At 59.4% G+C, this 24384-nt stretch carries 22 protein-coding genes, 3 tRNA genes and 1 riboswitch; of the genes, 1 reads left to right on the top strand and 24 read right to left on the bottom strand.

Annotated features, from left to right (window positions below):
* Positions 1–395 precede the first annotated feature (395 nt).
* From J8I26_RS02175 to J8I26_RS02125, 11 genes are all read right to left on the bottom strand, one after another.
* Positions 396–472, bottom strand: a tRNA-Val gene (locus J8I26_RS02175).
* 182 nt (positions 473–654) lie between these two features.
* Positions 655–2907 carry a bifunctional (p)ppGpp synthetase/guanosine-3',5'-bis(diphosphate) 3'-pyrophosphohydrolase gene (locus J8I26_RS02170; protein WP_209603619.1) on the bottom strand — a complete coding sequence of 751 codons (2253 nt, stop codon included), beginning with the start codon at positions 2905–2907 and terminating at the stop codon, positions 655–657.
* A gap of 6 nt (positions 2908–2913) precedes the next feature.
* Positions 2914–3264 carry a RidA family protein gene (locus J8I26_RS02165; RefSeq protein WP_209603617.1) on the bottom strand — a complete coding sequence of 117 codons (351 nt, stop codon included), beginning with the start codon at positions 3262–3264 and terminating at the stop codon, positions 2914–2916.
* 67 nt (positions 3265–3331) lie between these two features.
* Positions 3332–4198, bottom strand: a complete 867-nt coding sequence (locus J8I26_RS02160; protein ID WP_209603615.1) for an alpha/beta hydrolase — start codon at positions 4196–4198, stop codon at positions 3332–3334.
* A gap of 390 nt (positions 4199–4588) precedes the next feature.
* Entirely contained in the window at positions 4589–4996 is a 408-nt protein-coding gene (locus J8I26_RS02155; protein ID WP_209603614.1) for a hypothetical protein, read from the bottom strand.
* Positions 4993–6909: a hypothetical protein gene (locus tag J8I26_RS02150; RefSeq protein WP_209603612.1), complete on the bottom strand. Its 1917-nt coding sequence runs from the start codon at positions 6907–6909 to the stop codon at positions 4993–4995. The genes J8I26_RS02155 and J8I26_RS02150 overlap by 4 nt, the downstream gene beginning before the upstream one ends.
* Positions 6906–8711 carry a hypothetical protein gene (locus tag J8I26_RS02145; RefSeq protein ID WP_209603610.1) on the bottom strand — a complete coding sequence of 602 codons (1806 nt, stop codon included), beginning with the start codon at positions 8709–8711 and terminating at the stop codon, positions 6906–6908. The genes J8I26_RS02150 and J8I26_RS02145 overlap by 4 nt, the downstream gene beginning before the upstream one ends.
* Complete coding sequence (locus J8I26_RS02140) at positions 8708–10114, bottom strand: integrase (protein WP_209603607.1); 1407 nt, start codon at positions 10112–10114, stop codon at positions 8708–8710. Before J8I26_RS02140 ends, J8I26_RS02145 begins: the two co-directional genes overlap by 4 nt.
* 31 nt (positions 10115–10145) lie before the next feature.
* Positions 10146–10232, bottom strand: a tRNA-Leu gene (locus J8I26_RS02135).
* Positions 10233–10497: 265 nt separating this feature from the next.
* Entirely contained in the window at positions 10498–10719 is a 222-nt protein-coding gene (locus J8I26_RS02130) for a hypothetical protein (protein WP_209603605.1), read from the bottom strand.
* Between the two features lie 208 nt (positions 10720–10927).
* The gene (locus tag J8I26_RS02125; protein WP_209603603.1) at positions 10928–11977 is read right to left on the bottom strand and encodes a nitronate monooxygenase; all 1050 of its coding nucleotides are present in this window, start codon (positions 11975–11977) and stop codon (positions 10928–10930) included.
* Positions 11978–12260: 283 nt separating this feature from the next.
* Between J8I26_RS02125 and J8I26_RS02120 the strand changes: the two genes are divergently transcribed.
* A complete protein-coding gene (locus J8I26_RS02120; protein WP_209604747.1) occupies positions 12261–12821 on the top strand; it encodes a DUF2242 domain-containing protein in 561 nt (186 codons plus the stop codon).
* A 101-nt stretch (positions 12822–12922) separates the two neighbouring features.
* On the opposite strand, the gene J8I26_RS02115 is transcribed toward J8I26_RS02120, so the two are convergent.
* The 13 genes from J8I26_RS02115 to J8I26_RS02055 form a co-directional block, all read right to left on the bottom strand.
* Entirely contained in the window at positions 12923–13231 is a 309-nt protein-coding gene (locus tag J8I26_RS02115; RefSeq protein WP_209603601.1) for a hypothetical protein, read from the bottom strand.
* Between the two features lie 180 nt (positions 13232–13411).
* On the bottom strand, positions 13412–13945 hold the full coding sequence (locus J8I26_RS02110; protein ID WP_209603598.1) for a 6,7-dimethyl-8-ribityllumazine synthase: 534 nt from the start codon (positions 13943–13945) through the stop codon (positions 13412–13414).
* Between the two features lie 88 nt (positions 13946–14033).
* Positions 14034–14205, bottom strand: a riboswitch (FMN riboswitch).
* Between the two features lie 147 nt (positions 14206–14352).
* Entirely contained in the window at positions 14353–16011 is a 1659-nt protein-coding gene (ybaL, locus tag J8I26_RS02105) for a YbaL family putative K(+) efflux transporter (protein WP_209603596.1), read from the bottom strand.
* A gap of 153 nt (positions 16012–16164) precedes the next feature.
* The gene (gene htpX, locus J8I26_RS02100) at positions 16165–17043 is read right to left on the bottom strand and encodes a protease HtpX (protein ID WP_209603593.1); all 879 of its coding nucleotides are present in this window, start codon (positions 17041–17043) and stop codon (positions 16165–16167) included.
* A gap of 135 nt (positions 17044–17178) precedes the next feature.
* Positions 17179–17613, bottom strand: coding sequence for a hypothetical protein (locus tag J8I26_RS02095; protein ID WP_209603591.1), 435 nt, complete (start codon positions 17611–17613; stop codon positions 17179–17181).
* A gap of 323 nt (positions 17614–17936) precedes the next feature.
* Positions 17937–18899: a GGDEF domain-containing protein gene (locus J8I26_RS02090; RefSeq protein WP_209603589.1), complete on the bottom strand. Its 963-nt coding sequence runs from the start codon at positions 18897–18899 to the stop codon at positions 17937–17939.
* Positions 18896–19519, bottom strand: a complete 624-nt coding sequence (locus J8I26_RS02085) for a chemotaxis protein CheC (protein WP_209603587.1) — start codon at positions 19517–19519, stop codon at positions 18896–18898. Before J8I26_RS02085 ends, J8I26_RS02090 begins: the two co-directional genes overlap by 4 nt.
* On the bottom strand, positions 19516–19899 hold the full coding sequence (locus tag J8I26_RS02080) for a response regulator (RefSeq protein ID WP_209603585.1): 384 nt from the start codon (positions 19897–19899) through the stop codon (positions 19516–19518). Before J8I26_RS02080 ends, J8I26_RS02085 begins: the two co-directional genes overlap by 4 nt.
* A gap of 310 nt (positions 19900–20209) precedes the next feature.
* Positions 20210–20824 carry a histidine phosphatase family protein gene (locus tag J8I26_RS02075; RefSeq protein ID WP_209603582.1) on the bottom strand — a complete coding sequence of 205 codons (615 nt, stop codon included), beginning with the start codon at positions 20822–20824 and terminating at the stop codon, positions 20210–20212.
* Positions 20825–20828: 4 nt separating this feature from the next.
* Entirely contained in the window at positions 20829–21662 is an 834-nt protein-coding gene (locus J8I26_RS02070) for an adenosylcobinamide-GDP ribazoletransferase (RefSeq protein ID WP_209603580.1), read from the bottom strand.
* Positions 21655–22689 (bottom strand): nicotinate-nucleotide--dimethylbenzimidazole phosphoribosyltransferase, encoded by a 1035-nt coding sequence (gene cobT, locus J8I26_RS02065; RefSeq protein ID WP_209603578.1) that lies wholly within the window; start codon positions 22687–22689, stop codon positions 21655–21657. Before cobT ends, J8I26_RS02070 begins: the two co-directional genes overlap by 8 nt.
* A 234-nt stretch (positions 22690–22923) precedes the next feature.
* Entirely contained in the window at positions 22924–23889 is a 966-nt protein-coding gene (locus J8I26_RS02060; RefSeq protein WP_209603576.1) for a chemotaxis protein, read from the bottom strand.
* Between the two features lie 418 nt (positions 23890–24307).
* Positions 24308–24383, bottom strand: a tRNA-Gly gene (locus tag J8I26_RS02055).
* Position 24384 lies beyond the last annotated feature (1 nt).

Raw genomic sequence — 24384 nt, 5'->3', positions numbered from 1 at the left:
AGAAAGATATTGGGTTAGATAGAAAACTCACGAAAAAATTCGATCGCAAGTTTAAAGCATTTTCAGAAAGTTTCCTCACGACAGCGAGGATTCGACCAAGAGAAATTATCATCTCAGTTGATCAGGGGCAGTTTTGCCGCCATTACGCGCAGGTGCCTCTCATCGCACAGGATTGAATCCCACACCCCTTGTCATGCACAAACGCCAATCACATCCGCGCAGCGCTTATGCACCGCACTCGCCATGAGCACCACAAAGGCAGACAAGAACCGGGAGAGGAATGAGAGATAGCGGAGGAAGAAAAACCGAGCGCACAAAACAAAAATGGAAGCCGCATACGCGCTTCCATTTCAGTTTTTCTTCGCTATCCAACTCGACCGCATCAACAGAAGAATTGGTAGGCACGATTGGACTCGAACCAACGACCCCTACCATGTCAAGGTAGTGCTCTAACCAGCTGAGCTACGCGCCTAACGAAGAAGCAAGAGTATAGGACGCCTTTTCACTTTTGCCAAGGGGTAAATGACAAAAATATGAAAATATTTTATCCCCCCTCATTTCACACAGCATCCAACGGCTTGCACTTGCGACCAACGGGGAAGAAAGCAACGCCTTTCACATCGCCCTCCTCCCCGTACAAATCGCGCCCTTCGCCTACTGGCGCTTGGCCTCGATCACGCCCTTGACCTCACGAATCACCGACAGCGCTTTCTGCAGCTGCTCGGTCGACGCGATCTCCGCCGTGAAAGCCATACGCGCATGCCCCTTGCTGCTCTGGGTGCTCACGCCGATGACATTGATCTTGTCGCGCAAGAAGATATCGGAGATATCGCGCAGCAAGCCTTGGCGATCGCTGGCCAGCACGAAAATATCGACGGGATACACCGTATCCTTGGCCGGCGCGCCCCAGGTAGTCTGGATCACGCGCTCCGGCGCGTGCGCACTCATCTCGGCGAAGTTCTTGCAATCCACCCGATGGATCGACACCCCCTTGCCGCGCGTGACAAACCCGGCGATCGGATCCGGCGGCGCCGGCTTGCAGCAACGCGCCAGCTGGGTCAGCAGGCCGTCGGTACCGACCACCAGCACGCCGGACTTAGCACCCTGCACGATGCTGGAGGCGCGGCTCTTGCGCGTGATCAGGGTCTCGTCGTCGATCTCGGGCTTCTTGTCCTCGCCCTCGTGCAGGGCCTGCTCGACATGGCGCAGGCTGAATTCTTCCTTGGCCAGCGACAGACATAGATCATCCACCTTGGCGAAGCCCAGCTTCTGTGCCAGCTCTTCCAGATTAACGGCGGTCTTGCCCTCGCGCTGCAGCGTTTTTTCCAGCAGGCTGCGGCCTACCGACAAAGTCTCCTGCTGCTCGATCGCATTGAACCAGGCGCGAATCTTGGAGCGCGTGCGCGAACTGGCGGTGTAGTCGGAACTGAGCCAGTCGCGCGACGGCCCCACGCCCGGCCCGCTCTTGGCGGTGATGATCTCGACCGTCTGGCCGTTCTTCAACACCGTGTTCAGCGGCACCATCACGCCATCCACGCGCGCGCCGCGACAACGATGACCGACGTCGCTGTGCAGGTGGTAAGCAAAGTCGATCGGCGTGGAGCCGCTGGGCAGCTCGATCACACGCGCCTGCGGCGTGAGCACATAGATACGCTCGTCCAGGGTGGCGGACTTGAGCTTTTCCACCCAATCGCGGCGCACCTCCTCCTGATCCACCACGGCGTCGGTGACTTCATTCTTCCAGGCCAGCAGCTGGCGCAACCAGGCAATCTTCTCGTCGTACTTCTGCGCCGAGAAATTGGAGCCGCCGCTTTCCTTGTAACGCCAGTGCGCGGCCACGCCGTATTCGGCGAAATGGTGCATCTCGTGGGTACGGATCTGCACTTCCAGCGCGCGGCCGTCCTCGGCCAGCACTACCGTATGCAGCGACTGGTAGCCGTTCTGCTTGGGGCGCGAGATGTAGTCGTCGAACTCTTCGGGAATCGGCGTCCAGATGTCATGCACGATGCCCAGCACCGTGTAGCAGGTCTTGACGTCGTCCACGATCACCCGGAACGCACGCACGTCGTAGAGCTCGGAAAAGTCGATGGACTTGCCGCGCATCTTGTTCCAGATGCTGTAGATATGCTTGGGGCGGCCGCTGACCTCAGCCTTGACCCCTTGCGCCGCCATTTCTCCGCGCAGGCGCGCGATCGCGTTGGCGACGAAGGCCTCGCGCTCAAGCCGCTTTTCCTCCAGCATCTTGGCGATGCGCTTGTACGTGGCCGGCTCCAGGAAGCGGAACGACAGATCTTCCAGCTCCCACTTCAGCTGCCAGATCCCCAGGCGGTTAGCCAGCGGCGCATACAGCTCGAAGGTTTCGCGGGCGTATTGCGCGCTGGCCTCGTTTTCCTGCTTGGTCTCGGCAAAATAGCGCAGCGTCGCCACCCGCGAGGCCAGGCGCACCAGCACCGCGCGCATGTCGGTGGCCATCGCCAGCAACATCTTGCGCAAGGTCTCGACCTGTGCCGCGGCCTGCTGGGCGGCATTCTTCCCGCGCAGCACCTCCTGCTGCGGGGCATTGAAACTGAGGCTATGGAAACGCATCAACTGGCGTACGTTGCCGACCAGGTCGGCGATCTCGCGGCCATATTGCTCCTCGAGTTTTTCCGCCAACTCCGGATACAGCAGTTGCGCCTCGAACACCAGTCCGGCGATGCGCGTCGGCGCGTCGACGTTGAGCGCGGTCAGCACACTGGCGACCGACAAGACGAATTGCAGCGCGTTCTGGCCGGACAATATCTGCTTGTCCTGATACAGCGGCTCCAAGCCGGCCAGCGCTTTTTCAACACGAGCGACGTCGTCGGGCCCCAGCCCGGCGGTGATCGCAGCCAGGCCTTCGCCGTGGATGCTTGCTACCGAAACCATGGCAACTTACTTCTGAGCGGCGACGATGATGATTTCCACCAGCAGTTCCGGACGCGCCAGCTTGGACTCGACGGTCGCGCGCGGCGGCGCATTGCCGGCGGCAACCCACTCATCCCACACAGCGTTCATGCCGGCAAAGTCCTTCACGTCGGACAGGAAGATCTGGCACGACAGGATCTTGCTCTTGTCGCTGCCTGCTTCAGCCAGCAGGCGATCGATATGGCCCAGCACCTCGCGGGTCTGGCCTTCGATGTTCTGGGTGGTGTCTTCGGCGATCTGGCCGGCCAGGTAGACGGTGCCGTTGTGGATGGCCACTTCGGAGAGGCGCTTGCCGACGTGCAGGCGTTGTACGGACATGTTGTTTCCTTTATTCATCGGGTGCCAGCGGACTGGCGGTTCAGATCAAATATTCAAAAGCGCGGGATCAGCCCAGCAGGAACTGCTTGGCCAGCTCGATCTGGTCGGCATGCATGAAGGTCGGCGCATGGCCGACGTCGGGCAGCTCGACCAGCCTGGCCTTGGGGCCGCGCTGCGTCATTTGCTGCGCCACCTCGGGCAACAGCAGGTCGGAATGGGCGCCGCGCACCAGCAAGGTCGGACAACGAATCGCATCATAGGCGGCCCACAGCATCTGCTCGGCGGCGCTGGCGACCTCGGGCGTGGTCAGCTTGAACGGCACCGCCAACGACAGGTCGTAGTGGCGCACCCACTTGCCCTCGTCGTTCTGGCGCAGCACGTCGTGGGCCAGCTTGTGCCACTCCTCGTCGCTGTGGGTACCGAAACTGGCGGAAATCGTACGGATGTAATTGGCGGCTTCTTCAAAGGTATCGAAGCGCACATCCTGGCCGATGTACTCGCCGATGCGGGCCAGCGCCGATCCGTTGATGGACGGGCCGATGTCGTTCAACACCAGGCGGCGGATCGGGTTTTCCGGCAGCGAGGCTAGGCCCATGCCGATCAGGCCGCCCATCGAGGTGCCGAACCAGTCGACGATCTCCGCATCCAGGCGCGCCAGCAGCGTCACCATATCGCTCACATATTGCGGCACGGTATAGAACTGAGGATTCTTCAGGCGACCGGAACGGCCGCGCCCGACCACATCGGGACACACCACGCGGTAGGTATCGCACAGCTCGCGCGCCATGCGATCGAAGTCGTCCGACACGCGCGTCACGCCATGCACGCACACCAGCACATTGGGATTGCGGGCGTCGCCCCATTCCTTGTAGGCCATCGTGTGCAATCCGGCGGGCGAAATGCACTGCACTGTTTTCACTACAGCTTCAGTCATGGTCTCGGCTCGTCTGGTGGATGAAGTCGACATTTTACTATCCCGCCGCGACTTGCCGTAACGACACATGCGTACAGCTGCCGTTGCCGACGCGGCAAATGCGCGGCGCAAGCGTATTGATCAGCATGAATGGAAAGGAATACCCGCCGTCGCGGGCTGCGGAGCTTGCCGCATGGTGCCTGAGGCCGGGGTCGAACCGGCACGCCCCCTCACGGGTAAGCGGCGGAGTACTTTCATGTTAACAGAAAATGGACATTTCCAACAATAAATAAATCAAGGAGTTATGAAAAATCATATGTCCATCAAAAATTCGCAGAAATGGACACAGGCGAGTGATACTGTCCATTTTTCCACCCTTGCCAATCCGTCAATCTACTCAAGCAAGGTGACTTAGTCAGCCTCTGGGTGCGGCTTTTTGCCGGAGGACTTCCTGGAGAACAACTGCAGGTTTCCACTGCGCAGTGATTTGACTTCTTCGCGCAAAGTATCACGCTCATAACGCACGGTCAGCAATTCATCCAATAGGTTGATTTCACGCTCCAAGGCCTCATCCAGCCGCTGCCGGAGGCCCTTGACGTCTTCGCGAAGTCCGGGCACCGGGTCAGAAGCCCTTGCATCCTTGGCGGCCGCGGCGGCTGCGTCAATGGCTTGAACGAGAGCCTCATGGGAAGGACGCCCGCTTTTGATGCTTCCCTTCTTGGAACCAGCCTCAATAGCTACGGTATCGTTATTTATCTTCTTGCCCGCCGCCTGGAGCCGCTTTAACGCCTCGAAATACTTATCTGTAGCCTTGTTCATTGGTCGACTCGCTTGAGGCGCATACGTGCGTTTAGAAGTGTTTGCAGGTTAGCGGCCTCGAGCCGGTGCTCGACGCCATCTGGGCTGCTCGAAGCAAGCACAGAGACAACGTTCTCTTGAGTGCGTATCACGAGGTCTAGGCGCTTGCCGAAGACAACCAAATTGGGACAGTTACTTTCAAGGCATTCGTATTGAATGGGCTCCAAGGGCATCGTCTTGCATGGCTCGGTCGACATACAGCCGCCCAATGGCGTCTCATTGAAGGCCAGTTGTCCTTTTTTAAATAACTCGAGCGATTCGGCCCGCGAGTGAGCAGACACCGGCGAAGCCTGAACACGGTCGCTCATGAGCCAATTTGCCCCAGCACCAAGCAGCTCCTCGTTATTGAGCAAAACTCCTAGTGCCATGCCGAAATACGATGACTCGGCATTAGCGGAATTCCAGTCGTAAGAGAAATGGTCTCGGTCAAAGACCACATTCGCGGCATCTTGGAATCCTGAGGAATAGTACAGCGTCATTTCTTCCGTAATATGCTGCAGTTGGGCCTTCAAACTGGGCAGCGATACCATTCCCGAGCGATGTGCGTAGACCGCGAGCGAACGCCTAAGTTGGTGAGGGGCAATCGGCCAAACGTGTCCAACTGCAATGCCATCAAGCTCCCAATCCCTGTCGAGACGAATAATCTCAAGCTCGTTGAGGTCCTCTTGAGAAATTATCGGACAGACAATAGATTGCACCCATGACCGCCCTTCGATGAGCTGTGTACTGCCTTTGATTTCACATGGATTTCCGGACGAACAGAAAAGTATGCGCTCTCCGTCCGGCCGGCCGACACCGTCATATACAGCGTTGGAAATACGTAAAGCAATCTGCACTGCCCGACGCCCTTCTTCTACCGTGACCCAACTGGCCTCTTTTTTGATGCCAAAATGTAATTTATGAGTGAAGCCATTTATTAGCCAATGCGCCGTATCAAGGTGCATGACTTTGGATAGGACATTTTCCACCGGTAGTTTTACGCACTCACCTACGCGCATTCCAGTGAAGGCGATGACGACAAACATCAAGGTCGATTGATATTTGTTAATCATCCCTCGGACGAAGTTTTCTATCGAACCGCTTTTGTAGCCAAGCTCGCGCAGCTTTTCCACATATCCGTCCAGGGATGCACGCCGGGCCGCAGTTCGCCGATTTCTATCGCGTTCACCGTCTAGTTGAACCTCCAAGTCTCGGCAAGTCTGAAATGCGGCTAAGAGATGGTCAAGGTTATGCTCAATAACATCCATCTGGGAAATGAGATTCCCAAGGATTGCGGTGTAAATTTTGCTTGGAATGAGGGGTGTCTGCTGGTTTTCTGGCAGCGAAGCATACACCTCCGTCATGACAGCTCTCAACGCCGCACGGTTTGGCTTAATACCAAATCGCTTTCGCCCCTTCCACAGAGCGGTAATAAGAGAGCCCGTGAGAGATATGTCGACAGAGCTCAAACTGAGCAAATGTTCTTTTAACAAGTCTGGTGCGCACAGAACGTCAAACAGCTCCATTTCGCACGTTCGAGCATATTCACACCATTTCACGCATACCAGATTGACCCGATATATCGTAGAAAAAGCGCGAATAGAACCACCTTCGAGATACTGGCAAACTAGAGCCTTGCCTTGCTCTCTCAGAAGCCAATCGAGCTCCGGATGGTCAACACCTGATGTCTGTCCATAAAACCATACTCGAGTTTCTCGAGCTGTCGAAATGGCGGCAAAGTCCCAAGACTCTTCTGAATAACGAGATACTGGATTTCCAATGCTATCTCTGGTGACCACGTGATTAGGTGGAAAGTACGTCCGGCTCGAACCAGGCACTAAAGCTTCCGCCGTCGGGTCAGTCAGTATCGAAAAATCGGCCACTCCGGTTGTCATGCGCCGGCTCCTTCTTGAGAGTCCACAGGCGCGGTAATTACACCGAGAAGGCAAAGTTGTCGGAAGCGTGCGGCCCAATATGGGCTTAGATTCTGATTTACCTGAACATCCTTCTTAACCGCTTCAAATACGTCAGGACTTCGCTGGCTGAGCTCGGCCAGGAGTGTATGCACCCGCGCCATGATTGCTTGATAAATCATCTCGACGTCGTTCGCTGAGCCACTTCTCAATGCAAGACGCTTCATAACATAATTACAACTAATCAGTTTCCTCATGTCTTTTTCGTCTGCGTGCACTCGGTATTGGGCGCAAAACAGGCACCCCTCTGTTTTACGACAGTCTGGCTCGACGGTAACAGGAGCTGCAGTCAAGAGCTGGGGCTTACCTCGCTCCTTGCAGGCGCCCGTTACCAGTTCAGTGTCTGGCGGTACTTGTTCGTCACCGGTCCTGGCAGCCTCTACAGCGCTCTTAGCGACGGAACCAAAGAAATCCCCGAGCTCGCTGTTTCGCGTGCTCTGGGGCCCGTTGTTGTAGTTCCTAATGGCAGTTCGCAAGGAGTGACCCAAGCGTTCAGCAGACACTTTGGGTCCGGCTATTTCAGTGAATTTGTTCCCAGTGTGCAATCGCAGTTGCCGTAGAGTGACCTTAGGCAGCGGCAAACCAAACCAAGTATTGAATCGTCCTCGAAGCGTGTCTAAGAGGTCGGTGACCCGTTTGCAGCCAATGGCGTTAAACGAAGCAAATTCAGTTTTCTGAGCGACAACCAACCGAAGAAACAAGGCGGCTTCCAAGTCATCATTCGGAAAAAGTTCGAGAATTCGAGTGCGCAACGCCAAGTACGTATGGAAACGTGTCCGCACAACCGCGGTGAAGTGGACGGGCACCTCTTTACCTCCCGCTCGGAACTTAACTTCTTTACGACGCATAGTGACGATGTTCGCATCAGCCAATTGTTCGTAAATCTCGTCCGAATAGTCCATTCGAGTGATTTGAGCCTCGTTTGTACCTGAGTCCCCGATGGCCAGGGCTGCGAAACACATGCAGGCCAGGTCCAGGGCCACCATCCCGTCAGCATCGCGACGAAAAAGATACTTTTGCTCTGTAGCGCCATTAGTGGCCACTACCTCCCATTCTTTTTCCTCAGCGTAGCCCGGCTTTAATACTATTTCCGCACAAAGGTCGAAAGCACCAGCAACGGCAGAAAGAAAATGTTGCACATCAGATGATTCAGCAGGAACCGTGGGCTTTTTTGTGCGATTAGATGCAGCCAGAACTTCAGTTTCTTCGGCATAGTCCTGCTCATGCAATTCCGACAACATTGTGCGGAGCGCCTTTACGTGAGCCGAAGCGGTATTTAGCCCCAACTTGCCCACTTGAACCATTGCTTTTTGCCATGCGTTATAGCCTTCGATGGCCGCCACCGCTAGCCCTGTATCCGTAAGCACCGCCTCGAATCGCCCCTCATTTTCGGCTAAATCAGCCCAATCAAAAAAATTCTGTAAGAAACGAAGGTAGTTGGCTTGCGTGGGACTTTTGAGGCCTTTGACTCTAAAAAAATTTGACAACTTCAATAGGACGCCCGGAAGCGCTGCTATTCGGAGAGCCGACTTTTCTGTGTAATCCCCGTTCGACCTCCCATCAGTCGGGCGGACTAAGTAGCAAAGTTTGAAAATAGAAATGCGCGAGCCGTCCGTCAGCTCCAGAACGCTATTCTCAGGCTTGAACAGCTCCGGGACTTCTTCGCAAGGGAATGCGAGAGCAGGCATTCTGCTCCTTGAACCAGCATTAACCTTCATCTTCACGTGCTCTCAATCAATCCACTCAGCCACAATCCATAAGCTTCTTCGGCCTTTTCGAGCAGCTCGTGATTTTGACGATACTTTAGGTAATGCTCTGTCGTTTTTGAATCGTTATGCCACATGCGCTGCTTTAACTGATTCAGTGCCCATTGGTAGCTATGCTTCCCGCCTTCGATGCGCTCGATAGCGTCGCACCAATTTAGGCCAAAGGTTGCGCGCATGTCGTGGAATCGGTACGAGAAGTCTGGGAGTGTCTTTCGCACTTCGGGGATTACTTGCTTATTGATAAAGTCCCATACGCCCTGGGCCACTTTCTGAGTTTTCTTGCCTCGCCCAATTTTCAGCAGGTCGTCCTTGGCCTCATAGAACGGGTTTCCATGCTGAGTGAGGAACAGATAGTTATCGCCATCACGACCAGTCACTGACTTATCTTGGCGCCTTAGCGCACGCTCAGATTTGGCATATGTGTGCAGCGCCTCATACAGCGCTCTCGGGATGGACAGCCAAACTTTGGCTTTGTTGAATTTCGTGTCGATTCCTGTTCCTGGCCCGCATTGAAGTTTGAATAGCTTGCCTTGAGCCGTCGGCGGTGCAAGAAAGTATTTGAGTCTCAGCGTGAGCACGGTCTGGATGCGAGCGCCTGTGATGACTGATACAAGATGCATTAACCAATACTCTGTGTTTCCGAGCGATTTCAGTGCATTGAACAGCGCTACCTGTTCGACCATGGGAAGTGGTCGCAGCTGTCCACCATCATTGATGGTCAAATCCCACGCAGTTCCAGTCTCGGCTCCAGCGACAGCCAAATCAGTAGTGGTAACCTCAATGATTCGCTCAAAACCCTTGCCATCAGTAGAAGGAAGCCCAATCTTCTTCTCCCGCCACGGCCGATGGACGGGCTCAAAACCGTAGCGGGGGTGCTCCATCATGTGCCTGTAAAAGCCTTGAAGACTAGAGATACGCCTCCGAGCGAGGCTTCTCTTCAGCCGGCCGGCATCCATCTCGTCGCCTAGAAACGCACGGTATTGATAAGTCGGAGTGGCGTATTTGTCGTGACTATCGAAATCGTCCCACTCGAAGCCATATTCATCGAGCCACGCTCGGTAGGTGGCCAAATCGGCTGCTATTGGGGCAAGGGAGCCTGTGGTTAGTGGCTTTCCTTTGGCGCGGTCGAGCAAGTAAAGACTAGCTTCAACCCAAGGACTTCCGTCCACAGTGAGAACGATTGGAACACGGGGAATCTCACGCGGGCCATTTTTTCGGCCAGCGTAACGACGGTGGTAGGAAACTTCTCGTCCCCTATGACGGTATTTAACCTGGACATCACCAGGGGAAACCGACTCACTGACACATGTGGGACTGAGTAGCGGAATTATTTCTCGACGTTTTTCTTTGGACTCTGGCATGGACCCTCAATCCTAAAGGCCAATATCCAGATGGTGCCGGGAGCGGGAATCGAACCCGCACGCCCTAACGGGCGGGGGATTTTAAGTCCCATGCGTCTACCAATTTCGCCATCCCGGCAGGAATGAACATCAGCTACCAGTTGTCCATTTTAATTTAACGTGAAAGTTTTTACCAGCTCCGAAAAACATGAAAGTGGCGGATTTTAAGTCCGCTGTGTCTACCAATTTCACCACTCAGGCGGGTGGAATCCGGCGATCGGTCGCCGAAAAAGGTTCGCATTATAACAGCGAGTTCAGGCCGTTCCCGGGAATGTTTTGTATCCCTGCAAATAAAAACGGCACGATGGCCTGGGCCATGTGCCGCGCTATCGCTGCGGGAAGGCTCAGCGCTTGAGCAGCTCCAGCGCGTCTTCGGCGACGCTGCGCAGGTTGGTGATGGTGGCGTTGAGATCGGCCAGCTCGGCTGCAGTCGGTGGCTGGTCCATGCCGTCCTTGACCAGCGATGCCTTGATGATGGTAGCCGCCATTTGCCAGGCAGCCTTATTGTGAGCATCCACCAGTTCCTTCTGGATGCGCTCCAATTCCGCTTTCTGAGTTTTATCCATTGCTATCTTTAAACAAGGCGTTGTTCGAATCCGCGCGTTCCCATGTGGATTCACGATAGTTCTGATGCCGGGACGATACCACCAATTCATTAAATATTGCTTACAGCGGGGCAGATTCTCAAACAATTTTACGTCTGTGACGCCTTCCCGACGATCCGCCCCAGCCTTTCTCATCTGGCGATAACAAAACCGACTGCTGCTGCGCGCTTCAGTGTGCGGCGAATCCTGCGGCCAACTCACGTGTCAGCTCCGCAGCGGGAATCTCCTTGCAGCCGTCGGCGTTCTGCCCCGACCACATTGAAGTGAAATCATCGATGCCGGCGGCCTCGGCCTTGGCGCGCAGCGGCGCGATACCTGATGTCGCCAGGGGAAATGCCGGCGCCAGTGCGCTGATAGGCCCGAGCTCACGCATGACGCGATTGACGATGCCGCGCGCCGGACGACCGGTAAATAAATTGGTCAAGGCCGTATGGCGCGCGCGGTCGCTCTTGAGCGCTGTACGATGCAAGGCACTGGTGATGGCCTCGGGACACAGCATGTAGGCCGTGCCGACCTGCACCCCTGCCGCGCCCAACGCCATCGCCGCGGCCACGCCGTTGGCATCCGCAATGCCGCCGGCGGCGATCACCGGCACCTTGAGCGCGCGCGCGAGCTGCGGCACAAGACTGAAGGTGCCGATCTGCGTGGTGAGATCGTCGGACAGGAAAATGCCGCGATGCCCGCCCGCTTCCACGCCTTGAGCGATGACGGCATCGACGCCGCGCTCGGCCAGCCACTTGCCCTCCTCCACCGTGGTGGCCGACGCAATGATGCGCGAACCCCAGGCACGCACGCGCTGCATCAGCTCCGGCGCCGGCAAGCCGAAATGAAAACTGACCACCTTGGGCTTGAACTCTTCCAGCAAGTCGGCCACTTGCGCACTGAAGGGCTGGCGACCGGGACCGGCGCCGATCGACGCGGGATCGATGCCGAACTCTTCGTAGTACGGCCCCAGCGCCTGGCGCCACGCCTGCTCGCGGGCCGCGTCCGGCTCGGGATTGGTGTGGGCAAAGAAGTTGACGTTATAGGGCTGGTCGGTGGCCGCGCGCAGCTTGGTCAGCTCCTCCTGCAGGGCAGCTGGCGCCAGCATCGCGCAAGGCAGCGAACCCAGTGCGCCGGCATTGGACACCGCCGCCGCCAGTCCATGCAGCTGGACGCCCGCCATCGGAGCCTGGATCAGGGGAATGTTGATGCCGAACAGTGTTTGCAGTGCGCTCATGTGATGATCCGTATGATGGTCCGTGATTGGCCGCATCAGGTATGCGATGCCGTCAAGCATAGCAGGCCTCATGCAAACCGGCAGGAGCGCGGCCGGACGGAAATTTCCCCGCGAGCACGTTGCATGAACATGCGCGACCGATCAGCTACGTTACTACCGATTACGCGACCGTTACTGATATTTACGAACTCGACAAACCCGCCGCGCATCGAATCCCTTACAATTCAGGCCACCCGATTTTTTGCCGCCGGAGATCCGCTGCATCATGTCCCGTACGCCCCACATGTCACGCTCGCGCTTTTCTCGCTTGTCCTGCCTCATCGCCGCACTCTCCCTGAGCCTTGCCGCCTGCACGACCGGCAAGACCGCGTTCTATCATCAGGAAGAGTTCAGCGACACCAGCGCCTTCTCGCGCAGCTTCCCCGGCAGCGAAAAAGCGGTATGCGAGGCCGCGCGCCGCGCCTTGCTGGGCCAGGGCTACATCATCAACAAGACTACCGATAATTCGCTGGACGGCAACAAGAGCTTCCAGCCGGCCAGCGACAAGCACATGGAAATCGCCTTCCACGTGGTGTGCGCCTCCAATGGCAACGGCAAGAGCTCGACCATGTTCGTCAGCGCCACCCAGGATGGCTTCGCGTTAAAGAAGAGCAATTCGTCGGCCAGCCTGGGCGTGGGCGTGCTGGGTTCGGTATCGATGCCGTTCGGCAGCAGCGACGACTCCATGGTGCGCGTGTCCAGCGAAACCATCCGCTCTTCCGATTTCTATGATCGCTTCTTCGGCGCGGCCGAGCGTTATCTGCTGGTGGACACCGAAGACGACGACAAGCCGGCGCAGAAGTAAGCCTCCAGCATCGTGCAGACAACAAAAAATGGCGGCCCAAGGCCGCCATTTTTATTGCCGCGCTCAATACCGATGTTGGCGTCGAGCCGGACGCTTGCGCATCAGCGATGCCAGTAGCCCGGAGGCGGCGGCGGACGATGCCAGTGGCGATGACGACGATAGTAGTCGCGCTCCACGTACACCGGCGCCGGGTTGACGTAGTAGACCGGCGCCGGGCGCACATACACCGGAGGCGGCGGCGCGTACACCGGCGCCGGCTGGACATACACCGGCTGCGGCGCCATGTAAGCGCCGGGCACGCCGATGTTGACGCCGATGGACACATGTCCGGCCATGGCCGGGGCGGCGGAAAGACCGGCCACGGCCGCAATGGCAAACATGCCGGCAATCATGGAAATCGATTTTTTCACGATGGCTCCTCTTGTTCTGGAATACGTATCGTGAATATAGGCCTGCACTCACAGTGCATCTAGAGAAAAGGCGTAATGTTTGTAAGCAAATGCTTCACAAGCATCAAGAACATTACTTCAATGAATGCCGTTTGGCGCGAGGGCGGCATTGCGCCGCCCTCCCTCATGAAGCGAACTGGGTTACGCCGCGTTCAACGCCGGCTGCGCCGCCGCAGCCGCCTTCACTTGCGCCAGCTTGGCCACGGTGCTGGCGCATGCATGTGCCGCCTCGCGCCCCTTGACCAGGAAATGCTCGTGGAAGAAGGTCTGGTGTTCGCCGTGCGAATGGAAATGATGCGGCGTCAGCACTGCCGAGAATACCGGCACTTCGGACTCCAGCTGCACTTGCATCAGCGCCGAGATCACCGATTGCGCGACGAAGTCATGGCGATAGATGCCGCCGTCGACCACCAGGCCGCTGGCGACGATGCCGGCATACTTGCCGGTCTTGGCCAGCACTTTTGCGTGCAGGGGGATTTCAAAGGCGCCGGGCAGCTCGAAGAAATCGATGCTCTCGAGCGGCCAGCCCAGCTTGCCCATTTCTTCGGTAAAGGCGATGCGGCACTGGTCGACGATGTCCTTGTGCCAGCTGGCCTGGACGAAGGCGATGCGCTTGCCGTGATGGGAATGGATTGCGGAAAGATGCGCTTGCTGCGTTTGATGCGATTGAGACATGGGTTCAGGACTCCTGTTCGATGAATAAACAGGGCGTGGGAATGCGCGGCCGCTCACACGCTGCGAACGCAGCACGCGGTGTCGGACATCCCGTTCTCTTTCATCCGGACTGTGACCGTCGGCCCCGGGATCTCACCAGGTCTGCTGACCCCGGCTGCCGAACAAATCGACTGCCGGGCGCTCGCGGGCTACCTGCCGGCGCCGGGTGGCGCCGCGGGATTACCGCCGGTGGGGAGTTTCACCCCGCCCCGAGAACTTGTTGCCGTGCAGTGGACGTGAAGTCCAACCCCACGGCAGACGGGACTGTAGCATGGCTGAAAAAATGCTGCAGGACGCAAGACGCCGCAGCTTGATCCTGCGCTCCCGGGATATCGGGGATATCGCCGAAACCCAAATATCGCCGAAGCTCAAGCGCCCTGTGCACCGGTGCCGATGACCCCCAGCATGCCGCGCGCGATCTCGCGTTCGCCCATGATCACCTGATGCGCGCCATGCTTTTCCAGATGCTCGATCTCGGCATCCGAATGCGCACGCGCCACGATCTGCACAGCAGGATTGGCGGCGCGCGCATGCTCAATCAGTTGTCCCGCCTCGAACGCCTCCGGAATCGCCACCAACAGCCAGCGCGCGCGCTCGATGGCCGCGGCCTTCAGCAATTCGCTCTGAGCGCCATTGCCGTAGATGACCGGCACGCCCTGGGCCCGCAAGGCATCGACATTTTCCAGCTGCGCCTCAATCACCACGAAGGGATGCCCCTGGGCGCGCAATTGCTCGCCGATGCCGCGCCCCACGCGGCCGTAGCCGACCAGCACCACGTGACCGTCCAGATCCACCGTCTGCAGCGACGCTTCGGCTGCGGCGGCATCGCCCTCGCCGCTCGCGCGCGCCTGCAGCCTGTCCAGTAGCGAGAACAGCAAGGGATTGATCAGGATGGACAGGATCGCGCCGCCAAGAATCAGGTCGCGCCCGACGGGCGACAGCAGATCCAGTGAAATACCCAGCGTGGCGAGGATGAAGGAGAACTCGCCGATCTGCGCCAGGCTGGCCGAGATGGTCAGCGCGGTCGACATCGGATGGCCGAAGGCACGCACGATCAGCAGCGCCGCCAACGACTTGCCGACCACAATGATCAGCACGGTCGCCAGCACCAGCAGTGGCTCGCGCACCAGCACCGACGGATCGAACAGCATGCCCACCGAGACGAAGAACAGCACGGAGAAAGCATCGCGCAGCGGCAGCGACTCTTCGGCGGCGCGGTGGCTCAGCTCGGATTCGGACAAGATCATGCCGGCAAAGAAAGCGCCCAGCGCGAACGAGACGCCGAACACATAGGCCGAGCCAAGCGCAAACCCGAGCGCAATGGCCAGCACAGCGAGGCGAAACAGCTCGCGCGAACCGGTGTCGGCGATGCGCTCCAGGATCCACGGGATCACGCGACGACCGACGATCAGCATCACCGCCACGAAGGCCACCACTTTGCCCAGCGTGATGCCCAGCGTCAGCAGCAAGGCGTTGCCGGACAGGGCGTCGCCCTTGCCGCCCAGCACGCCGGAGAGCGCCGGGATCAGCACCAGCGCCAGCACCATGGCGATGTCTTCCACGATCAGCCAACCGACGGCGATGCGACCGCGCTTGGTCTCCACCAAACGACGTTCCTGCAGCGCCGTCAGCAGCACCACGGTGCTGGCCACCGACAGCGCCAGCCCGAACAGGAAGCCCTCACCGAACGGCCAGCCCAGCGCCCACCCCAGCCCCATGCCCAGCAGCGTGGCAATAGCGATCTGCGCCACCGCGCCGGGGATAGCGATATTTTTCACCGACAGCAGATCCTTGAGCGAGAAATGCAGCCCCACCCCGAACATCAGCAGGATCACGCCGATCTCGGCCAACTCCTGCGCCAGGTCGGCATCGCCGACGAAGCCAGGCGTGAAGGGACCGATGGCGATGCCGGCGACCAGGTAGCCGATCAACGGCGGCATCCTGAAGCGGTTAGCCAAGGTGCCGAAGATGAAGGCCAGAACCAGGCCGCCGACAATGGTGGCGATGAGGGGGGTGTGATGGGGCATCAGTCAGTGATCCTTTCTGGGTGGATGATGGTCTTGGAGTGACTGCGAAGAAGAAGCACCGGCGACGACCGCAAGCCTAACACGTCAACATGTCGGTGCGGCAACATCCGTGCGGCGCATGGCGCGGCGCCGCACGAATGCGTGACCGGGAGATCAGCGACGCGACTGCAGCGCGGCGATGCGCGACTCCAGCGGCGGGTGGCTGGAGAACAGGCCCAGCCACGACTCGCGACCCGAGATGCCGGACGCCTGCAGGTTTTGCGGCAAGCCGTCGGACTGCATGCCGCCCAGGCGGCGCAACGCATTGATCATCGGCGCGTTGGAACCCATCAGCGACGCGGCGCCGGCGTCGGCGCGATATTCACGCTGGCGCGAGAAGTACATGACGATGACGCTGGCCAGGATGCCGAACACGATCTCACATACGAACACGGTCACCATGTAGCCGATGCCGGGACCGTTGTTCTCCTCGTTGTTACGGCGCAGGAAGGAGTCGACGAAGTAGCCGACAATGCGCGCGAAGAACATCACAAAGGTATTCACCACGCCCTGGATCAGGGTGAGCGTAACCATGTCGCCGTTGGCGATGTGCGCCACCTCGTGCGCCAGCACCGCCTCCACTTCCTCCTTGGTCATGCCCTGCAGCAGGCCGGTGGACACCGCCACCAGCGAATTGCTCTTGCTGGCGCCGGTGGCAAAGGCGTTGGGCGGGCCGTCGTACACCGCCACTTCCGGCATCGGCAGCTGTGCGCGGGTCGCCAGGTTTTGCACAGTGGTCATCAGCCACAGCTCCGTGGAGTTCTGCGGCTGCTCGATTACGCGCGCGCCGGTGGACCACTTGGCGATGGTCTTGGACATGAACAGCGAGATGAAGGAGCCGCCGAAGCCCATCAGGCCGCAGAACAGCAGCAGCATGCCGAAGTTCATGCCGTTGGCGGTGAGATAGCGGTTGATGCCGAGCAGGCTGGCGGTAAAGCTGAGCACCAACATCACAGCCAAGTTGGTGACGAGGAACAGAATGATGCGTTTCATGATTTTTCCCGAGGTGGTTGAAGCGCCGTGGCACCTCTGCCGGTGCGGCGCGGCATTGCGAAACTTGCGAAAGGAAGGCACAGGCATGCGCCCGCCCGGACGCAAGCGCCCGGCGCGGTCAGCGCATGAAGGACATCAAACTAGCGGCGGTGGGCGTTGCTGGTCGCGCACGAAGGAGGCCCAGCTCAACGGAGCCGAGAAGAGGTGCGGGAACGGCTGCCAGGGAATGTCCGGCGTTGCGATGCGCGCCGGGATGGTGTGATCTTCGAGTTCGGCTTGTGCGGACGGCGCGGCGCCGTCGTCTTCTTCGCCATCCTGACCGGCGCCGGATTCAGACAGTGCAGCAGACGACGCGACAGCCCCGTCAGTGACGAATGTCGAGGCATGCAAGGGTGCCGGATCGACAACAATCCGGTTGATCGTCGCAACCTCAGGCGACCGGCACGCCTCGCCGTCGGCGCTTGCAGCGGCATGCGCTTGCGCGACCGGCGACGGCAGGTCGACCACCGTCGCCGCCAGCAATTGCAGCGGGAGCAGGAAGGTCAACAGCAGTAACAGCAGTCGTCGCATCAGGTCATTATCAGGAAGGAAATTATTTGCACGCCATCAACAGTGCGGCAGCCCGGCATTATACGCAAAGTGAGCAAATCCCCGCCCCACGCGGGTTAGACGCCGGCAAAAAAGTTACTCACAAAAGCTGTGAACAAGTCTGTTGATAAGCCGCGACTGAAGATCGGACAGCCTTGCCGGGTAAGGGTTTCCTATAAATTGCCCGAGAATTGGACAATTGATGGATCGGTGGATAATGGCGCGACCTCGCGCGCCATGTTTGCTGCAGTAATCGACGGCTGCCTTGACGACTGACCGGGCGATTAATGCCGGTCTGGCCGCCCTCAGTCGGTGGAGACCACCTTGTTGCGCCCGCCCAGTTTGGCGCGGTACAACGCGGCATCGGCGGTGGCCAGCAGGTTGCGGCCGTCTACCTCCTCGCCCGGAGCACGAGTACATACGCCAACGCTGATCGTCATACAGCGGTTGACCAGCGATTTGTCGTGAGGTTCTCCCAATGCACTGACACTTTCGCGCAAGCGCTCGCCGAACTCCGCCGCCTGGTCCTTCTCCAGCCCGCCCGAGAGAATGATGAACTCCTCTCCGCCGTATCGCGCAAATACGTCGGTGGGCGAAGCCAGCTGCTCCTTGAGCGTCTCGGCCACCCGCTTGAGGACGCGGTCGCCGGCAACGTGTCCGTAGTGATCGTTGTATTGCTTGAAGAAATCGATGTCGATCATGAACAGCGACAACGTGCTGTGGTTGCGCATGGCCTGCTGCAACGCCAGCGTGTAGTTCTCGTCGAAGAAGCGACGGTTGTTCACGCCGGTCAGACCGTCGGTCACCACCTGGCGTTTGAGCGCCTCGGAGTGCGACATCAGGATTTTCTCGCGCTTGACCGAGTGGCTGGAGTCGCTGATCTGAATCAGGCAGGAACGGCTGCCGTCCGGCGCCGCAATCGGCGTCATCACCACCGATTGCACCATGCGCGCCGGCGGCTCGCCGTCGTTGGGCACATAGACGTGATACAGCGGCAGCGGCGAACGATGCAAGGCACTCGACAACATCGCGGGCAAGCCGTAACTGATGGTATTGGACAGCGCACGCAGGAAGCCCGGCGCCAGCTGCTGGTTGAACAGCGCGATGAAGTTGGCGTTCAGGGCGCCTTCGGCCGGCACACGACTGTGCCTGACCATCCATTGGTTCCAGAGCAGGATGTTGAAGTCCTTGTCCAGCATGACCAATCCGAAGTTCAGATTGTCATAGACGTCTTCAGCGGCAAAGCGGCCTGGAACGATGCTGGTCATGACAGCGCGATGTTGTTCAGGTAACGCTGGATGTGCGTCACGAGTTTGTTGAGCGAAGTCGAGCTCAACAGGAAGATCAGGTGCCCTTCGGTGTGGTGCTTTTCGATCACCAGATCGATATGCAGTACCAGGACGTAGGTCTCCTCGCTTTCGCCGGTAGCCAGGCGCGTGGAAATCTCGGCCGGGGAAGAGACGGCGTAGTTCGGCAGCGAGCTATTGAGCGTGATGCCCAGCATATCCGCCATGGCCGACAGGCAGGCGTTAAGGATGATGTTGCCCAGCTCGCACATGGCTTCTTGCTCGAACTCGGCGAGTTCGTCCAGACTCATCTGCGAGCCCATCATGTCGCGTACGATCTCCAGCGCGTGCTCTTCCGTGAACAAGAGCACCGCCTCGGCATCGAAGGGGCCGTCGAAAATCTGACTGACGGTGGCGAAGCGCGCATTGGCCAGCGCCAGCACGCGCTCATCGATTTCGCGCGTGCGCAGCACTTCGACCGACGGCACGGATAACCGAACCTCATCGCCGACGATTTCCGACAAACTCAGCGCAGCGCGCCCGGCGCCGACGTTGAAGATTTCGGTCAGCGCATCGGTTTCGATCTCGGAGAGTATCGTCACGCTGCCCCCAGGAAGTGCTGCAGGGCCTGGCCGATCGACTTTTCGGTCACCGGCTTGGCGACGAAGGTCGCACCCAGTTGCTGGGCGCGCGATTGGACGGTTTCCTGGATATTGGCCGAGAAAATGGCGATACGCACCTGCGGATGCGATTGCAGGATCGCGGCGGCGGCGTCGGTGCCGAGCATCCCCGGCATGTTGATATCCATGGTGCAGAAATCCGGCGGCGACTGGTCGACCAGCTTGACGGCCTCCTCCCCATTGCCCGCCTCCAGCACTTTCCAGTCCGGATGCGCCGCAATGATATGCGCCTTGATCACCATCCTGGAAACCTTGCTGTCGTCGACGATGAGAACCGTCTTGCCGGACATATCAATTGCCATGAGAAAACACTCCAAAATTAGTTGTCATTTTTTCCACATATTACTATTGGAAACAAGACCTTTTGCGACTATTGGTCAAATAGTAGTTAAAAAAAGTTGGTAATCGTATAAGGAAATTCCTGAGTCCACTTGCCGCATGGCATGGCCCTCATGCGTCCCCAAAACAGGCGGATGCGGGATATCTGCTGCAGATGCGGGACGAAAAAAAGAGACCGTCAGGTCTCTTGTCTTTTTGCTTTGCCGCTTTACCGGTCGCCGCCAATGTTGCCATCCGACGGAGAGGCGCTGATAGCCCCACCCCGCTCTGCAACTATCCCGCCAGTTGCGCCGCTTCCGCCACCTCCAGCAGCAGCACCTCGCCAAAGCCGATGTCGCGCCGGTCCGCCGCTGCACGCAGGGCGATCGCCTCAAACGCGGTAGCATCCGGCGCGGCCCCGGCGCCATGCTCTGCCTGCCACGCGGCGCAGGCGCGCAGCATGCGAATCGAACCACCGTGGCACACCACGATGGTGTCGCTCACCCGCGCAAGGCACAGCTCATCAAACACTTCCCACACGCGCTGCGCAACGTTCACCAGGGTCTCTCCGCCGCCCGGGGCGTGATGCGCGAGATCGCGGTTCCAGGCCTCGACCTCGGCCCAGGCGATGTCGTCCCAGGCGCGCAGCTCCCAGCTGCCGAAATGCATCTCCTGCAGGCCGCTATCCAACGCGATGCTTTCCACACCCAATGCTTGCGCCAATGCCAGAGCCAGATCGGCGCAGCGCTGCAAGGGGCTGGAGCAGATCGGCACGCCGCGCGGCAGCTGGCTCGCCACCAGCTCGCTGCACAGTTCCAGCGTCTCTGCGGCGACCGCCACGTCGCTGCTGCCGTAGCAGTAGCTTTTGTCGAGGATGGGTTGGGGATGGCGAACGAGATGGAGCTTCATGGGATCAATATCTGAAGATGCCGGGCGTCGCGGCCAGCGCGCCCAGGTAAAAAGCGGTTTCACTCAATTGCTGCACGGCGCCCAGGCAATCGCCGGTATAGCCTCCCAGGCGCCTGACGAAGCGACGCGCCAGCCAGGCCGCGGCGATCGCCGCCAACACGAGCCCGGCCACAACCCGCTGCCACGACATCATGCCCAGGCAAATCACACCTATCACGGGCACGACCGCGAAACAGGTGGCCAGCAGGAATTCGCCGCCGCCCATGTGCTGCGCCAGCGGCTTGGCCTTGCCCTCTTCCCTCACATAGTCCAGCCGCCAGATCAGGCAGGTCGCCAGCCAGCGCGACAACGGATGAGCAATCCCCAGCGCGGCCAGCAGCTGGAACGGCAGCAGCGCGTTGAGCGCCGCCACCTTAGTCGCCAGCAGCAGCGCGATGCCGATCACGCCGTAAGCGCCGACGCGCGAATCGCGCATGATCTCCAGCGCACGCTCACGCGTGAGCCCGCCGCCCAGGCCGTCGCACACGTCGGCGAAACCGTCTTCATGAAAAGCGCCGGTAAGCCAGATGCCGGCGATGGTCGAGAGCAGCACCGCGACCGGCTGGGGCCACAACTGCGCCGCCAATACATAGACCAGCGCCGCCGCCCAGGCCACGACCCAGCCGACCAGGGGGAAGTAACGGGTCGAGCGCTGCAGCCAGTCGGCGTGAAAGCCCACCCAGCGCGGGATGGGCAGGCGCGTGAAGAATTGCAATGCGATGAAGAACAGGCGCAGCTGGTGCAGCGCGCCCCGGCTGGAGGGCGCTTGCAGGGTGCCGTCGCCGATCGGCTCAGTCATGTTTTCCGCTGACGCTGGCCGACGAGAAGGTCGCCATGCGCTCCAGGAAGTTGACCGCCGCGCGCAGCAGCGGCAAGGCCAGCGCGCTGCCGGTGCCCTCTCCCAGACGCAGGTCGAGCTGCATCAGCGGACGCGCCTTCAGGTGATCCAGCATGCGGCGGTGCCCGGCCTCATCCGAGCAGTGCGAGAACACGCAATAGTCCTGCACCGCAGGCTGCAGGGCAGACGCCACCAGCAGCGCAGAGGTAACGATGAATCCATCCACCAGCAAGACCTTGCGCAGCTGCGCGCCCCGCAGCATGGCGCCGGCGATGAAGGCGATCTCGAAACCGCCGAACGCGGCCAGGATGGCCAGCGGATCGCGCGCATCGGCGTGCAGGCGCAGAGCGCGCTCGACTACTTCACGCTTGCGGGCGACGCCCTGCTCATCCAGGCCGGTGCCCGCGCCCACGCAGTCGCGCGCGGCAATGCCGGTCAGCGCCGCCATCAGTGCGGCAGCTGCGGTGGTGTTGCCGATGCCCATCTCGCCGAAACCGAGCACGTCGCAATCCAACTCGTCGACGAATTGCATGCCGGCTTGCAGAGCGCGCTCGCACTGCGCGGAGCTCATGGCGGCCTGCTCGCAGAAGTTGCGCGTGCCCGGCGCGACCTTGCGATCGACCAGGCCGGCACGCACTCCGAAATCATGGTTCACGCCGGTATCGACGATATGCAGCGCGCAAGCGTTCTGCTGCGCAAAGACGTTGATGGCGGCGCCGCCGGCCAGGAAATTTTCCACCATCTGCCAGGTCACGCTTTGCGGATAGGCCGACACGCCTTCCGCGGTCACGCCATGGTCGCCGGCGCACACCACGATGGCCGGCCTGGCGGTCACGGGCCGTTCGCTGCGCTGGATCAGGCCGATTTGCCGCGCCAGTCGCTCCAGCACGCCCAGGCTCCCCTGCGGCTTGGTCTTGTCGTCGATGCGACGATCCAGGCGCGCGGCCAGTTCTGCATCGTAAATGGGGGCAATGGCGGGAATCTGCATGAACAGGTCAATGAGGTGATGGAAGTGACGGCCGGCTGGACCACCGCCTGTGGCGCGACAGGAATGGAAAGGACGACAGTATACGAGATAGCGCGCCGCCGAGGGAGGAACAGCTGCGCCCTGCTTCTGGCAGTTCAAATCGCGGCGGCGAGGCCGAGCCAAAGAAAACGCCGGGCATGCACCCGGCGTTTTTGCGTTCTGTTGGCGCGCTGAAGGCTGGGCTTCCAGTGGTGCTCAGGCAGGCACGGGACTCAACACACTCAGGATGGAGGCTGACAACGCATTGGCCTCGAACTTGGCGACATAGGCATCGCCGCCGACGCTGCGCACGTGATCCTCGTTGGCCTCGCCGGACAGCGAGGAGTGGACGATCACCGGGATCCGCTTCAGGAAATCATCCGCCTTGATGTTGCGGGTCAGCGTGAAGCCGTCCATTTCGGGCATTTCCAGGTCGGTCAGCACAAAAGCGATCTTGTCGGTGATCGGTACGCCTTCAGCGCGCGCTTCACGCGCGATGCGCTGGATCTTCTGCCACGCATCCATGCCGGTGTTGTGCATCTCGAACGGGATGTCCATCGCATTCAGGCCTTGCTCGATCAGCGAACGCGCGACCTTGGAGTCATCCGCCGCGATGGCGATGGTGCCCGCCTTCATGCGGCCATCCACCTTGACCATGCCGGCCACCTTCTCTTCCCGATTGCTGGGCATGATCTCGTGCAGGATCTGCTCGACGTCGAGCACCTGCGCCAGGCGGCTGGTCTCCTGATCGGAATCCAGACGCGCAATACTGGTGACGAAGCGACCGCCGGCCTTGGTTTCGGCCGACAACACCTGCTTCCACTCCAGGCGTACGATCTCATCCACCGACTCCACCGCAAAGGCCTGCGTACTGCGCGCGTATTCGGTCACCAGCAGGATGTTCAGCCCGGTCTTGGGCGTACAGCCCACCACGGCCGGCAAGTCGATCACGGAAATGATCTGGCCACGAATGTTGACCATGCCCAGCATCGGCGACTGCGTGCCTGCGGCCTTGGTAACCGGCGGCATCGGAACGATCTCGCGAATCTTGAACACGTTGATGCCGAACAGCTCGGAACGCTCTCCGTGCGGATCCGTCCCCAGACGGAACAACAGAAGCTCGAACTTGTTGGATGCCGTGAGATTGGTTCTTTCATCAATCTCTTTTTGAAAGCTGTCCATTGTTTCCCCCGAATCAAATGGAGTTGAACAGGCGAACGCCTGCTTCGCTCAATGTAGATGGGAAACCCGGCAATAGCAATTGTGCAATTCACTTATCGCGCGCTTGTGGTGCGATAAGTTGATTTTCGTTGCTTGGACTCAAAAATTGTTGTGCCACACATGAATTCCGGCAAGAAAAATCAACAAAAATCGCAGCCACTCCCACCGGATCGGCGCATGGAAACGACGCAAAAAAAAGCGCTGTCCTAACTATCGTGATGTGTCTGAATACCGCCCCTCGGCGATTCATCGCGCGCGGCGAAAGCAGCACGAAAGCTCCCCGGTACGGCGACACCGGCAGCGAATACAGATGAGAAAAAACAGGAAGGAAAAGCAGAAACGAAAAGAGGAAGCCATCAGGCTTCCTCTTTTTCGATTTTGGAGCGGGAGAAGAGTCTCGAACTCTCGACCTATACCTTGGCAAGGTATCGCTCTACCAACTGAGCTACTCCCGCA

It is taken from the genome of Herbaspirillum sp. LeCh32-8, from assembly GCF_017814915.1.
GTDB lineage: Bacteria > Pseudomonadota > Gammaproteobacteria > Burkholderiales > Burkholderiaceae_D > Herbaspirillum.
Note: the sequence above shows the minus strand (reverse complement) of the source record. Positions and strands in the feature narration are given on the sequence as shown.

Bases quoted from the DNA above. Each gene is read 5' to 3' on its own strand.
- J8I26_RS02170 (WP_209603619.1), bottom strand. From the start codon at position 2,907: ATGGTTTCGGTAGCAAGCATCCACGGCGAAGGCCTGGCTGCGATCACC.
- J8I26_RS02165 (WP_209603617.1), bottom strand. From the start codon at position 3,264: ATGTCCGTACAACGCCTGCACGTCGGCAAGCGCCTCTCCGAAGTGGCC.
- J8I26_RS02160 (WP_209603615.1), bottom strand. From the start codon at position 4,198: ATGACTGAAGCTGTAGTGAAAACAGTGCAGTGCATTTCGCCCGCCGGA.
- J8I26_RS02155 (WP_209603614.1), bottom strand. From the start codon at position 4,996: ATGAACAAGGCTACAGATAAGTATTTCGAGGCGTTAAAGCGGCTCCAG.
- J8I26_RS02150 (WP_209603612.1), bottom strand. From the start codon at position 6,909: ATGACAACCGGAGTGGCCGATTTTTCGATACTGACTGACCCGACGGCG.
- J8I26_RS02140 (WP_209603607.1), bottom strand. From the start codon at position 10,114: ATGCCAGAGTCCAAAGAAAAACGTCGAGAAATAATTCCGCTACTCAGT.
- J8I26_RS02130 (WP_209603605.1), bottom strand. From the start codon at position 10,719: ATGGATAAAACTCAGAAAGCGGAATTGGAGCGCATCCAGAAGGAACTG.
- J8I26_RS02125 (WP_209603603.1), bottom strand. From the start codon at position 11,977: ATGAGCGCACTGCAAACACTGTTCGGCATCAACATTCCCCTGATCCAG.
- J8I26_RS02120 (WP_209604747.1), top strand. From the start codon at position 12,261: ATGTCACGCTCGCGCTTTTCTCGCTTGTCCTGCCTCATCGCCGCACTC.
- J8I26_RS02110 (WP_209603598.1), bottom strand. From the start codon at position 13,945: ATGTCTCAATCGCATCAAACGCAGCAAGCGCATCTTTCCGCAATCCAT.
- ybaL (WP_209603596.1), bottom strand. From the start codon at position 16,011: ATGCCCCATCACACCCCCCTCATCGCCACCATTGTCGGCGGCCTGGTT.
- htpX (WP_209603593.1), bottom strand. From the start codon at position 17,043: ATGAAACGCATCATTCTGTTCCTCGTCACCAACTTGGCTGTGATGTTG.
- J8I26_RS02095 (WP_209603591.1), bottom strand. From the start codon at position 17,613: ATGCGACGACTGCTGTTACTGCTGTTGACCTTCCTGCTCCCGCTGCAA.
- J8I26_RS02090 (WP_209603589.1), bottom strand. From the start codon at position 18,899: ATGACCAGCATCGTTCCAGGCCGCTTTGCCGCTGAAGACGTCTATGAC.
- J8I26_RS02080 (WP_209603585.1), bottom strand. From the start codon at position 19,899: ATGGCAATTGATATGTCCGGCAAGACGGTTCTCATCGTCGACGACAGC.
- J8I26_RS02075 (WP_209603582.1), bottom strand. From the start codon at position 20,824: ATGAAGCTCCATCTCGTTCGCCATCCCCAACCCATCCTCGACAAAAGC.
- J8I26_RS02070 (WP_209603580.1), bottom strand. From the start codon at position 21,662: ATGACTGAGCCGATCGGCGACGGCACCCTGCAAGCGCCCTCCAGCCGG.
- cobT (WP_209603578.1), bottom strand. From the start codon at position 22,689: ATGCAGATTCCCGCCATTGCCCCCATTTACGATGCAGAACTGGCCGCG.
- J8I26_RS02060 (WP_209603576.1), bottom strand. From the start codon at position 23,889: ATGGACAGCTTTCAAAAAGAGATTGATGAAAGAACCAATCTCACGGCA.